This is a genomic window from Caulobacter sp. 602-2 (genome assembly GCF_011043625.1).
Lineage (GTDB): Bacteria > Pseudomonadota > Alphaproteobacteria > Caulobacterales > Caulobacteraceae > Caulobacter.
In genome coordinates, this window is sequence record NZ_JAAKGT010000004.1 from 335283 (window position 1) to 346927 (window position 11645).

Sequence of the window (11645 nt, forward strand, 5' to 3'; positions counted from 1 at the left end):
CGCACCGTCGAACAGCGACGTTTTCGCGCAAGCGGATTCGTCTCGTCCTGCGTTATACCTCCCTGTCGAAACAGGGCCGGGAATGAGCGACGAGAAGCTGTCAGACGTGATCGAGGGGTTCGGCGAGGACCCGCGCCCGGTGCTGACCGTCCGCCAGATGCTGGACGCCTTCGATAGCCGCGCCTTCGGCGCCACGCTCCTGGTGTTCGGCCTGCTCAACTGCCTGCCGCTGCCGCCGGGCTCGTCGACGCTCCTGTCGCTGCCGATTCTGCTGCTGGCGCCGCAGATCGCCTGGGGCGCCAATGCGCCGTGGCTGCCGCGCGGCGTGCTGGAAAAACCCCTTAAGCGCGACGACCTAAGGGGGCTTTTCCGGCGCATCACGCCGGTTCTGCGCCGCCTGGAAGTGGTGACGCGGCCAAGGCTGGGCTTTCTGTTCGCGGCCGGCGGCGAGCGCTTCATCGGCGTGGTCTGCACCCTGCTGGCGCTGGTGCTGGTGCTGCCGATTCCCCTTGGGAATCTGGCCCCTGGCGCGACCGTGGCGGTTCTGGCCCTGGCCCTGCTGCAGCGCGACGGCCTGCTGGCCCTGCTCGGCTACCTGATGGCGACCGCCAGCGCCGCGCTGCTGTTCCTCAGCGCCGGTGTCGTGACCGCCGCCGTCAAGAGGCTGATCGGGGTCTTTTCGGGACTCTTCTGAGGCCCTTTTGCTCCCGCTTGACACCGCCCCCAGACCGGCGCGTTGATAGGGCATGCAAGTCCAAATCTCCGGCAAGCATGTCGACGTTGGTGAGGCTCTGCGAGCGCGAGTCGCCGACGAAATCGCCCTGAGCATCGGCAAGTATTTCGACCGAGGCGGTGACGCCGACGTCGTGATCAGCAAGGAGGGCTACGCCTTCCGTGTCGATTGTTCGGTAAAGCTGGCTTCGGGCCAGCAGCTTCTGAGCCACGGCTCCGGCGGCGACGCCCACATGGCGTTCGACCAGGCCCTGGCCAAGATCGAGACGCGCATAAGGCGCTACAAGCGACGCCTGAAGAGCCATACCGAGGCGGCGACCGCTAAGCAGGCCGAGAACGCCGCCTTCTACGTGCTGCGCGCGCCCGAGGACGACCACGAGGACGAGGACTGGTCGATCGAGGAGAACCACCCCGCCGGCGCCCCGTCGGCCATGGTGATCGCCGAAACCCAGGCCTCGCTGAAGACGATGACCGTTTCCATGGCTGTCATGGAACTGGACTTGACCGAGTCCCAGGCAATCGTGTTTAGGAACGCCGCCCACGGCGGATTGTCGGTGGTCTACCGCCGGCCGGACGGAAATATCGGCTGGATCGACCCCGAGCGCACCAAGTCGCTGAACGGAAACGGCTCGACCTTGAGCTAGCTGGAGCCTAAGCGGTCCCGGCGCGTTTCGGGACCGCGGCGGCCGAGCTTTCGGCGGCCGGTATAGAGCGAGCTAGTTGAAGTCCATGACTATCGGCGATCTTCTGGACCACGGGGCGGTGACGCTGCGCGTCAGCGCCAAGGACAAGCGCCAGGTTCTCGGCGTCATCGCCGACTTCGCCGGCCGCGTGCTCGGCATCGATTCCGACATCGCCCTCGATGGGCTGATCGAGCGTGAGGCGGCCGGTTCGACCGGCGTCGGCCAGGGCGTGGCCCTGCCGCACGCCCGCGTGCCGGGCCTGGATCGGGTGCGCGCCGTCTTCGTGCGCCTGGAGACCCCCGTGGCCTTTGACGCGCTGGACGACAAGCCGGTCGACCTGTTCCTGGCCCTGTTCGCCCCGCCCGAGGCCAATACCCAGCACCTGCGGGCGCTGGCCCGCGTCTCGCGCATGCTGCGCCAGCCCGAACTGCGCGAGCAGCTGCGCCAGGCCCGCTCGGCCGACGCCGTGCACGTGCTGCTGGCCCGCGAGACCGCGACCCCGACGGCGGCTTAAGGCCCCCTCCGGCCCTTCGGTCGAAAATCAAAAGCGCTTCAAAACGCGTGTCATCCCGGCGCTCCGCTTCGCTGCGGCCGGGATGACAAGATCAGGGGTGGCGAGGAGGCCCCGCGCTATCTCGCGAAGATGCTCCGCGTCAGGCACGAGAAGACCAGGCGCCCGGCTTCGTCGAGCAGGTCCTGCTGGGCGATGACGATGCCCTTGCCCTCGCCGACCGGATCCTTGCCCATCACCGTCATGCGCCCGCGCAGCAGTTCGCCGGCCGGCGGGTTACGCAGCCAGCGCAGGGCGTCGACGCCCACCCGCTTGGTCTGCGGCCAGTCGGCGCTGGCCTCGGCGTCCAGGCGGGTCCAGATCGCGAAGACCATGGCGTCCGGCGCGCCCAGCGACGGGTCCCAGCCGGGCTGGAAGGCGGCGATGAAGACGTCCAGCGCCTTCTCGTCCACCACCGTCGCACCCAGCGTCACCACCTGGCCGATCTGGATCTCGTCGAACGATGCGGGCACGCGTGCTCTCCTGTCGAAGCAGGTGACGACCTGACCACGGCGCCTTGAAGGTTGTCGAGAGCGCGCGCACGGGCCATGTGTCATCGCGAAGTTTCTTTGCAAGGTCGCCGATGCTGTTGCGCAGGTTGTTCGCCGCCGTCCTGGCCCCGCTGGCCCTTCTCGCCGCCGCGCTCCCCGCGGGCGCCGAGGTGGTCAAGACCGGCCACATCGAGGTCGAGCTGGTTTCGCAGGAAGCCGCCGCCGTGCCCGGCTCGACGGTGTTCGTGGCCCTGCGCCAGAAGATCCAGCCCCACTGGCACACCTACTGGCGCAATCCCGGCGACGCCGGCGACGCCACCAAGATCGTCTGGACCCTGCCCGCGGGCTGGACCGCCGGCGACATCGTCTGGCCGACGCCCGAGCGCGTGCGGGTGGGGCCGCTGCAGGACTACGCCTACAGCGGCGAGGTGCTGCTGCCCGTGCCGATCACCGTGCCGGCCTCGGCCAAGCCGGGCCAGACCGTGACCCTGCAGGCGGCCGCCGCGTTCCTGGTCTGCGAAGAGATCTGCGTGCCCGAGGACGCGGTGGTGACCCTGTCGCTGCCGGTCGTCGCCGGCCCGGCCAAGCCCGACCCCAAGTGGGGCGAGACGGTCGGCAAGGTGCTGGCCGCCGCCCCCAAGCCCGCCGGCCTGAAGGCCACCTGGAAGAAGGACGGCGAGACCCTGAAGCTGTCGGTGACCGGCGCGGCCCTCAAGGACGCCGATTTCGCCGAGGCCTATTTCTTCCCCTATTCGGGCAAGGCCATCGACCACGCCGCGCCCCAGGCGATCGAGCGCGGACCCGAAGGCCTGACCCTGTCGCTGACCGCCGGCTTCGATTTCGGCCCCGAGGCGACGGAGGCGCCGACCGAGCTGTCGGGCGTGCTGGCCCTCAAGGGCGGCTCCTACGAGATCACCGCCACGCCGGGCGAGAGGCCAGCAGGCTCTGTAGGGCTAGGCTCGCTTCCCGCGGCCGGCGCCGGTTCGACCGGCGGCTCGCAGGCCTCCGGCGGCGCGGCGGCCGATGCTTCGGGCGTCGGCGGCCTGCCGGTCGCCCTGCTGTTCGCCTTTCTCGGCGGTCTGATCCTCAACCTGATGCCGTGCGTCTTCCCGGTGCTGTCGATGAAGGCCGCCAGCCTCGCCGCCCACGCCCATGACGCCGGCAAGACCCGCGCCCAGGGCCTGGCGTTCCTCTTCGGCGTCGTGGCCACGTTCCTGGCCCTGGCCGGCCTGCTGATCGCGGTGCGCGCCGGCGGCGAGGCCGTGGGCTGGGGCTTTCAGCTGCAGTCGCCGGCGGTGGTCGCCGTGCTGTCGCTGCTGATGCTGCTGGTGGCGCTGAACCTGTCGGGCGTGTTCGAGGTCGGCGCGGCCGTCCAGGGCGCGGCCGGCGGCGTCTCAGCCGGCTCGGGCCTGGCTGGGGCCTTCCTGACCGGCGCCCTGGCGGTGATCGTCGCCGCCCCCTGCACGGCGCCGTTCATGGCCGGCGCCCTCGGCTTCGCCCTGACCCAGCCGCCGGCCTTCGCCCTCCTGGTGTTCCTGGCCCTGGCGATCGGCTTCGCCGCGCCCTTCGTGATCCTGGCCTTCGCGCCGGGCCTGCTGAAGAAGCTGCCCAGGCCTGGCGCCTGGATGGACGTGCTCAAGCACGCCCTGGCCTTTCCGATGTACGGCGCGGCCGCGTGGCTGGTCTGGGTGTTCAGCCAGCAGGCCGGCGGCGTCGCCCTGGCCCTGCTGCTGGCGGCCGCCGTGCTGGTCGCCTTCGCCGCCTGGGCCTATGGCCTGGGCGAGGCCCGCAGGTTCGCCGGCAAGGCCCCGCTGGTCGCCTTCGGCTTCGCGCTTGCGGGTCTCGCCGGCGGCGTCGCCCTGACGGTCGGCGCCTTGAAGGCGCCCGTTCCGGCCGCCGGTCCGCAGGCGGCCGAGGTCGCGGGACCTGGCCTCGCCGCCGAGCCCTGGAGCCCCGAGCGCGTCGCCGCGCTGCAGGCCGAAGGCAAGGTGGTGATGGTCGACTTCACCGCCGACTGGTGCGTGACCTGCAAGGTCAACGAGAAGACCGCCCTGGCCGGCCCGCGCCTGGCCGACGCCTTCAAGGCCCAGAACGCCGTGCTGCTGAAGGCCGACTGGACCAAGCGCGACGCGACCATCGCCGCGGCTCTGGCCGAGCACGGCCGCGCGGGCGTGCCGCTGTATCTCGTCTATCCCAAGGGCGCCGGCGCGCCGGTGATCCTGCCCCAGCTTCTGACCGAGGGCCTGGTGATCGAGGCGGTGGAAAAGGCGGCCAAGGGCTGAGCAGTCGACGCTCGCCCGGCGGCGCCGTGCGATCTTCGATTGCAATGCGAGACGGGTAGGCGATCGTGAGGGCATGAGCCCGCACGCCTACCTGCTGTTCGTGGCCGCCAGCATCGTCCTGGTGCTCGTGCCCGGACCCGACATGGCCTACATGCTGACCCGCACCCTTGCCCAGGGGCGGCGCGCGGGCGTCATGGCCGCGCTGGGGATCAACGCCGGCGCCTATGTGCACCTGGCCGCGGCGGTGGCGGGACTGTCGGCGCTGCTGTTGGCGTCGGCCACGGCGTTCCTGGTCGTCAAATGGGCCGGCGCCGCCTATCTCGTCTATCTCGGCGTGCGCGCCCTGTTCAGCCGGACGGCGACGAGCGAGCTGGCCGGCGGCGAGCTGCGCGGGCGCAGCCTGCGGGCCGTTTTCTGGCAAGGGTTCTGGAGCGACGTGCTCAATCCCAAGGTGGCGGTGTTCTACGTCGCCCTGCTGCCGCAGTTCATCGAGCCGGCCGCCGGCCATCCGACCGCGCAGCTGATCCTGCTGGGCGTGACCAGCAACGTGCTGGCGATCCTCATCAACCTCGTCCTGGTCGTGCTGGCCGCGCGGCTGACGGCGGGCCTGCGCCGCAACGCCGGGGTGGCGCTGTGGCTGCAGCGGGCCATGGGCGTGCTGTTCGTCGGCCTGGGCCTGCGGCTGGCGGCCGAGAAGGCCTGAGCCCTACTTCTTCTTGCCGCCCCAGGGCAGGCGTTCCTTCACGCCGTCCATCGGCGTGCGGGTGGTGGTTACCGGCGGCGGGGCGGCGACGACCGGCTTGGGCAGGGGATAGGCCCGCCAGCCGGTCTGGATCAGGGCCTCGAAGCCCTGGCAGCGCGGCATGACCTTGATCGCGCCGGTCCTGGGCTTGGCGAAGGGCGGGGGCTGGTTGACGGCCTGGCGGCGCGGATCGATGAACCGCCAGTCGCCCGGCAGGCCGTAGCCCTTCTCGCCGCCGGTCTTCACCGCCTGGTAGGCCAGGTTGGCCTGGAACGGCTTGACCCCGTAGCGCAGCATGGCGCGCAGGAAGATGGCGTCGGCCTCGGCCCGCTTGCCCGGCTCGCCCACCGCATAGAGCCAGTCGTGGACGATGGCGGCGCGCGCCGTCGGGCCCTGCGGGTCGATGAAGCCCTGGCCGTACCACGGCACGCTGGCGAAGTCGGTGACGTACCAGCGCGGCACGACGATCACCTTGCCCGTCTCGACGTCGCAGTAGGGGAACTCCGCCTCCAGGGTGAAGAGCTTGCGGCCCTCCTTGGACTGGTTGAACAGCATCACCGGCTGCGGCGTCAGCGAGCTGGGCGGGGTCGGGGCGACCACCGGCACGAAGACGGTCGTCTCCTTGGTCGTCGTGCACGCGGCCAGGAACATGCCCAGGGCGAGGGCGGCGGCGAGCGAAAGCTTGGAGGCGAGCGTCATGATCGTGCGGGGCGGGAGGAAAGCGGCGAAGCGATGCCGTCTTCTGGCGGCCGAAATGCGGCGGATCAAGCCTTCAAGGCCAAGCTTGCGGTCGTAAGACAAAGGATTGCGCGTCCGCTGCGCTGTTCCACCGCAGGGCGATCCGTGAGAGCATCTCGCAACACCGGCCATCCCGCTTCCGGAGGTTCCCATGATCACCCGTCGCCTGATCGTCGCCAGCGCCCCGCTGGTCGTGCTTGCTCCCAGCCTGGCGCTCGCCGCGCCCGCGCCCGCCTTCACCGCCAGGGACATCGACGGCAAGACCCGCTCGCTGGCCGAGTTCAAGGGCAAGACCGTCGTGCTCGAATGGGTCAACGAGGGCTGCCCCTATGTGAAGAAGCACTACTCGGGCAACATGCAGGGCCTGCAGCAGGCCGCCACGGCCGACGGCGTGGTCTGGCTCAGCGTCGCCTCGTCGGCCCCCGGCAAGCAGGGCTACTTCGCCGACGGCGCCCAGGCCAAGACCTGGATGACCGCCAAGGGCGCCAAGCCGACCACCCTGCTGCTCGACCCCGAGGGCGTGGTGGCCACCGCCTACAAGGCCAAGACCACCCCGCACATGTACGTCATCGATCCAGCCGGCCAGCTGGTCTACCAGGGCGCCATCGACGACAAGCCGTCCAGCAAGCCCGAGGACATCGCCACGGCCAAGAACTACGTCGCCGCCGCGCTGTCGGATCTCAAGGCCGGCCGCAAGGTCGCCGTGCCGGCCAGCCAGCCCTACGGCTGCGCGGTGAAGTATAAGGACGCTTGAGGCGCCTTGCGTCCTTCGAGGCCCGCTGCGCGGGCGCCTCAGGATGAAGAATTCAGTGCAGTGAGACCCTCATCCTGAGGTGCGAGCCGCCGGCGAGCCTCGAAGGACGCACTACGCCGCCGGCTGCGGCGGGGCCGTGATCACCTCGACGTTGTCGTTCAGCAGATAGACCATGTCGCGCAGGGCCTGGTCCTGGGTCTTGACGGTCTTGGCGTCGGCCATGGCCGTCAGCTTCTCGGGCAGGTCCTGGCTGATGCCGCGCAGGATGCATTTCAGGTCGTCGACCGCGCCGCGCTCCTTGAGGGTGACGTGGCCCTTCATGTCCAGCGCCGACAGCGCCTCGATCTCGGCCTTGAAGGCGGTAAAGCCCGGCAGGGCCACGGCCGGGGCGGCGGGATCCTTGGGCAGGGCCTCGCGATAGCCCTCGACGCGGGTCTTCAGGGCGCCGGCGCGCTTGACGATGTCGATGAACAGCGGCTCGCCGGCCACCGACGGCGGGGCATGGCCGGGCTGCACGACCGCGGGGGCCTGGTTCACCGGCGCCGCCGAACCGGTCGAGGCCAGCCACAGCATGGCGGAAAAGGCGACCGCGTCGCAGGACATCGCAAACTCCTCGCGAAAAACGTCATTGGTATTCATGACGCCGAGACTGACCTTTGGTAATCCCGGGGCCGTAAACGCCGTTTTACTACAAGCGTGGCAGTCGAAAGTGGACGCCGGTTTCGGCGGCCGCCACGCGCCAAACAAGACATGGAGACGCTAGTGTCCGATCTCGACGCCGCCTGGACCCGCCTGGAAACCGCCGCCAAGGCCGCCGGGGAGAAGCGCATCGTCGAGTTCTTCGACACCGAGCCCCAGCGCCTGGAAACCCTGACGCTCGACGTCGCCGGCCTGCATCTGGACCTTTCCAAGCAGGCCTGGGACGAGGCCGGCCTGGAGGCCGCGCTCGATCTGGCCCACGCCGCCGGCGTCGAGGCCGCCCGCGCCCGCATGCTGGGCGGCGAGGCGATCAACAGCTCCGAAGGCCGCGCCGTGCTGCACGTGGCGCTGCGCGCCAAAAGCAACGCCGACATCAAGGCCCAAGGCGTTCCGGTGATGGCCGATGTGGAGGCCGTCCGCAGCCGGATGAAGGCCTTCGCCGACGCCGTCCGCTCGGGCGAGATCAAGGGCGCCACGGGCAAGCCCTTCAAGGCGATCCTGCACATCGGCATCGGCGGCAGCGATCTTGGTCCCCGCCTGCTGTGGGACGCCCTGCGTCCGGTGAAGCCCGAAATCGACCTGCGCTTCGTGGCCAATGTCGACGGCGCCGAGTTCCTGCTGACCACGGCCGATCTCGATCCGGAAGAGACCCTGGTGGTGGTGGTCTCCAAGACCTTCACCACCCAGGAGACCATGTCCAACGCCGCCGCCGCCCGCGCCTGGCTGGTCGCGGCGCTCGGTGAAGAGGGGGCCAACGCCCACCTGGCCGCCGTGTCGACCGCGCTCGACAAGACCTCGGCCTTCGGGGTGGCCGACGAGCGGGTGTTCGGCTTCTGGGACTGGGTCGGCGGCCGTTACTCGCTGTGGTCGGCGGTCAGCCTGTCGGTGGCCGTCGCCGCCGGCTGGGACGTGTTCCAGGGCTTCCTCGACGGCGCGGCCGAGATGGACGCCCACTTCGCCAGCGCGCCGCTGGAGAAGAACGCTCCGGTGCTGGTGGCCCTGGCCCAGATCTTCAACCGCAACGGCCTGGACCGCCGCGCCCGCTCGGTCGTTCCGTACTCGCACCGCCTGCGCCGCCTGGCCTCGTTCCTCCAGCAGCTGGAGATGGAGAGCAACGGCAAGTCGGTCGGTCCGGACGGCAAGCCCGCCCAGCGCGGCACCGCCACCGTCGTGTTCGGCGACGAGGGCACCAACGTCCAGCACGCCTACTTCCAGTGCATGCACCAGGGCAGCGACATCACGCCGATGGAGCTGATCGGCCTGGCCAAGTCGGATGAAGGCCCCGCCGGCATGCACGAGAAGCTGCTGTCGAACCTCCTGGCCCAGGCCGAAGCCTTCATGGTGGGCCGCACCACCGAGGATGTGGTCGCCGAGCTGCAGGCCAAGGGCGTGTCGGAAGCCGAGATCGCCACGCTTGCCCCGCAGCGCACCTTCGCCGGCAACCGCCCCTCGACGCTGGTGCTGCTCGACCGCCTGACGCCCCAGACCTTCGGGGCCCTAATCGCCCTCTACGAGCACAAGACCTTCGTCGAAGGCGTGATCTGGGGGATCAACAGCTTCGACCAGTGGGGCGTGGAGCTGGGCAAGGTGATGGCGAACCGCATCCTGCCGGAACTGGAAGCCGGCGCGGTCGGCCAGCATGATCCGTCGACGGCCGCGCTGATCGAGCGGTTGAAGAAGTAGCCGCCTGCCGGCGGCCCCCCTCAGTCGCTCCGCGACAGCTCCCCCAGAGGGGGAGCATCTGCGGCGGTAGATCCTCCCCCTCTGGGGGAGGTGGCCCGAAGGGCCGGAGGGGGCCGCGCAGCGGCCTTAGAACGTCTTGCGCACCCTCAGGCTGACGAAGGTCCTGGGATCGATGTCGCGGACTTCCTGGTAGCGTACCGGACGGGTGACGCGGTCGGCATAGACTGTGCGGGTGACGACGAAGTCGTCCCAGACGTTCAGCTGGGCGCGGATGGCCAGGGTGTTGGTCGGCTTGTACTCGGCGAAGGCCTCGTAATAGGCCGCGCCGCGCCACTTGTTGGTCTGGTCGGGGTCGTAGGTGCCCTGGCCCAGCAGCGGCAGCCAGTTGATCCCCCACTGCACCTGGCCGCGCATCAGGTCCTGCTGGAAGCCGATGTTGGCCTGGGTCGGGCGCACCTGCGAGATCGGACGGTCCTTGTGGTCGGTCGGGTCGGTGACGTGGGTCTCGTTCCAGTCGTTCTTGAAGGTCAGGCGGCCGCCCTTCACGCCCAGCTTGTCGGTGGGCACGACGATGTTGAGAGACAGCTTGTCGAGCGTGCCGTCGCCGATGTTGCCGGTCGCCGACAGGCCGCCAGGCAGGGGCAGGCGGTCGATGACGCCGATGATCTCGTCGTGGCGCCAGCCGATCGACACCACGCCCTCGCCCCAGAAGCGGCGCTCGTAGGTCAGTTCCGAGATCCAGCGCTGCTCGGGCTCCAGGTCGACATTGCCGCCATAGACCGTGCCGTCGCCGAACTCGGCCGAGGCGGCGAAGTCGCCGAAGTCCAGCTGGCCCAGTTCGCGCTCGAAGCGGAAGCGCAGCTGGTGGTCGGCCTTGGGCGTCCAGGTCGCCTGGAAGCGGGGCTTGGCGTAGAAGAAGCTCTTCTCCTGGTCGGCGTCGCCGGCCTGGCTGATCGTCGAGGTCTCCAGCCGCAGGCCGCCCTCCAGGGTCAGCTTGGGGTTCACCCGCCAGGTGGTCTTCAGGAACGCCTCGCCGCGCGTCTCCTCGACCTTGACCGAGGCCGAGGGCAGGGGGACCGCCGCGCCGCCCACCGAATAGGCCTGCTTCACGTCGAGCATGTTGTAGGCGACCTCGCCGCCGAACTCGAAGGTCAGGCCGGGCCGGCGCTCGTGGCGGACGGTGGCGCGCAGGATGGACTCCGAGGAGTCGCCCTCGGCGCCGAACAGTTCCTGCGGGCTGACCGCGCCGCTGAGCGTGGCGTCGCTGGTGGCCTCGCTGTCGAACTTCTCGAACTCGTGCATCACCCGGGTTTCGAGGTTCCAGCGCGGGGCCAGGGGGCGGCTGTAGGTCAGGCCGAGCTCCCCCGAGCGGGTGTCTTCCTCATAGGCGGTGCGGCGCTTGGAGGTCGGCGAGGTCAGTTCCTGCCAGTCCTGCCAGTCGTTGACGCCGTAGCGGGCGGTGGCGTCGATCTTGCCGCCGGCCAGCGGGCCGGCGTAGTTGCCGCGGATCGAGCGACCGCCGCCGTAGCCGTCGTTCAGGAAGGCCTCGTCGCGCAGCACTGCGCCGCTGCCGTCGCGGCGCACCGAGCGGCCCGCGCCGTTGGAGTCGCTGCTGCTGGTGCCGTCCGACAGGGTGACGCCCCAGCTCTTGTCGCCGTCGCGGGCGGTGAACTGGTAGGAGCCGCCCCACACGTCGTGGCCGCCGTCGAAGATCTGGCTGTTGAGGGTCAGGATCGACTGGCGGGTCGCGCCCTTCTTGAGTATCACGTTGGCCACCACGCCATAGCCCTGCATATCGATGCCGGGCGCGCCGCCGCGGATAAGCTCGATGCGCTCGACCTGGCTGGCCGGCGTGCGCTGCAGGACGTTGGAGCCGGTCTCGGCCTTGGAGGCGGGGCGGTTGTTGTTGACCAGCACGTTGCCGACCGCGCCCTCGAAGCCGCGCGTGCCGGCGCCGTCGTTGAGCACGAAGCCGGGCAGGCGGTTGACCATGTCCAGCGCGGTGTTGGGGCGCAGGCTGGCGAAGAAGTCCGGCACGAAGATCAGCACGCCCTTCTGGGTCGCGTCGTCCAGCGGCGCTTCGCTGGTCGGGCCGGTCGGAACCGGCGTCTGGGCGGCTTGCGCGCTGTCGGCGGCCTGGGCCGCGCCGGCGGCGAGCAACACGAAGGCGGCGGTGGCGAACAACACGGACTTGGACATGAACTTTCCCCTCAATCCCGGGGAAGGTCTTGCCGGTGGTCGCCCGCGACCTCAAATTAAACGCAGGAAATGTGGATTAAATATCCGAAATC

The 11645-nt window shown here is 69.9% G+C and carries 11 protein-coding genes; 7 read left to right on the forward strand and 4 right to left on the reverse strand.

Annotation, left to right across the window (positions count from 1 at the left end):
- The first annotated feature begins 82 nt into the window (after window positions 1-82).
- The 3 genes from G5B46_RS11770 (at window position 83) to ptsN (ending at window position 1929) form a co-directional block, all read left to right on the forward strand.
- Window positions 83-694 (forward strand): exopolysaccharide biosynthesis protein, encoded by a 612-nt coding sequence (locus G5B46_RS11770; protein WP_165258870.1) that lies wholly within the window; start codon window positions 83-85, stop codon window positions 692-694.
- A gap of 52 nt (window positions 695-746) precedes the next feature.
- Window positions 747-1376 (forward strand): ribosome-associated translation inhibitor RaiA, encoded by a 630-nt coding sequence (raiA, locus tag G5B46_RS11775; protein ID WP_165258871.1) that lies wholly within the window; start codon window positions 747-749, stop codon window positions 1374-1376.
- A gap of 85 nt (window positions 1377-1461) precedes the next feature.
- Entirely contained in the window at window positions 1462-1929 is a 468-nt protein-coding gene (ptsN, locus tag G5B46_RS11780; RefSeq protein WP_165258971.1) for a PTS IIA-like nitrogen regulatory protein PtsN, read from the forward strand.
- Window positions 1930-2045: 116 nt separating this feature from the next.
- On the opposite strand, the gene G5B46_RS11785 is transcribed toward ptsN, so the two are convergent.
- Complete coding sequence (locus G5B46_RS11785; protein WP_165258872.1) at window positions 2046-2438, reverse strand: acyl dehydratase; 393 nt, start codon at window positions 2436-2438, stop codon at window positions 2046-2048.
- 110 nt (window positions 2439-2548) lie between these two features.
- Here G5B46_RS11785 and G5B46_RS11790 point away from each other — a divergent pair, with 110 nt between their 5' ends.
- Window positions 2549-4738, forward strand: coding sequence for a thioredoxin family protein (locus G5B46_RS11790; RefSeq protein WP_165258874.1), 2190 nt, complete (start codon window positions 2549-2551; stop codon window positions 4736-4738).
- 73 nt (window positions 4739-4811) lie between these two features.
- Entirely contained in the window at window positions 4812-5441 is a 630-nt protein-coding gene (locus tag G5B46_RS11795) for a LysE family translocator (protein WP_165258875.1), read from the forward strand.
- Between the two features lie 3 nt (window positions 5442-5444).
- Here G5B46_RS11795 and G5B46_RS11800 read toward each other — a convergent pair whose 3' ends face one another.
- Window positions 5445-6131, reverse strand: coding sequence for a DUF1353 domain-containing protein (locus G5B46_RS11800; RefSeq protein WP_240903453.1), 687 nt, complete (start codon window positions 6129-6131; stop codon window positions 5445-5447).
- 238 nt (window positions 6132-6369) lie between these two features.
- Here G5B46_RS11800 and G5B46_RS11805 point away from each other — a divergent pair, with 238 nt between their 5' ends.
- On the forward strand, window positions 6370-6972 hold the full coding sequence (locus G5B46_RS11805; protein ID WP_165258878.1) for a redoxin domain-containing protein: 603 nt from the start codon (window positions 6370-6372) through the stop codon (window positions 6970-6972).
- A 111-nt stretch (window positions 6973-7083) separates the two neighbouring features.
- On the opposite strand, the gene G5B46_RS11810 is transcribed toward G5B46_RS11805, so the two are convergent.
- The gene (locus tag G5B46_RS11810) at window positions 7084-7575 is read right to left on the reverse strand and encodes a hypothetical protein (protein ID WP_165258880.1); all 492 of its coding nucleotides are present in this window, start codon (window positions 7573-7575) and stop codon (window positions 7084-7086) included.
- A gap of 159 nt (window positions 7576-7734) precedes the next feature.
- Between G5B46_RS11810 and pgi the strand changes: the two genes are divergently transcribed.
- Entirely contained in the window at window positions 7735-9354 is a 1620-nt protein-coding gene (gene pgi / locus G5B46_RS11815) for a glucose-6-phosphate isomerase (RefSeq protein WP_165258881.1), read from the forward strand.
- A gap of 126 nt (window positions 9355-9480) precedes the next feature.
- Here pgi and G5B46_RS11820 read toward each other — a convergent pair whose 3' ends face one another.
- Window positions 9481-11553: a TonB-dependent receptor gene (locus G5B46_RS11820; protein WP_165258882.1), complete on the reverse strand. Its 2073-nt coding sequence runs from the start codon at window positions 11551-11553 to the stop codon at window positions 9481-9483.
- Between the last annotated feature and the right edge of the window lie 92 nt (window positions 11554-11645).

Excerpts from the sequence above, each read along its gene's own strand:
- G5B46_RS11770 (WP_165258870.1), top strand. The coding sequence starts at position 83 with ATGAGCGACGAGAAGCTGTCAGACGTGATCGAGGGGTTCGGCGAGGAC.
- raiA (WP_165258871.1), top strand. The coding sequence starts at position 747 with ATGCAAGTCCAAATCTCCGGCAAGCATGTCGACGTTGGTGAGGCTCTG.
- ptsN (WP_165258971.1), top strand. The coding sequence starts at position 1,462 with ATGACTATCGGCGATCTTCTGGACCACGGGGCGGTGACGCTGCGCGTC.
- G5B46_RS11790 (WP_165258874.1), top strand. The coding sequence starts at position 2,549 with ATGCTGTTGCGCAGGTTGTTCGCCGCCGTCCTGGCCCCGCTGGCCCTT.
- G5B46_RS11795 (WP_165258875.1), top strand. The coding sequence starts at position 4,812 with ATGAGCCCGCACGCCTACCTGCTGTTCGTGGCCGCCAGCATCGTCCTG.
- G5B46_RS11800 (WP_240903453.1), bottom strand. The coding sequence starts at position 6,131 with ATGTTCCTGGCCGCGTGCACGACGACCAAGGAGACGACCGTCTTCGTG.
- G5B46_RS11805 (WP_165258878.1), top strand. The coding sequence starts at position 6,370 with ATGATCACCCGTCGCCTGATCGTCGCCAGCGCCCCGCTGGTCGTGCTT.
- G5B46_RS11810 (WP_165258880.1), bottom strand. The coding sequence starts at position 7,575 with ATGTCCTGCGACGCGGTCGCCTTTTCCGCCATGCTGTGGCTGGCCTCG.
- G5B46_RS11820 (WP_165258882.1), bottom strand. The coding sequence starts at position 11,553 with ATGTCCAAGTCCGTGTTGTTCGCCACCGCCGCCTTCGTGTTGCTCGCC.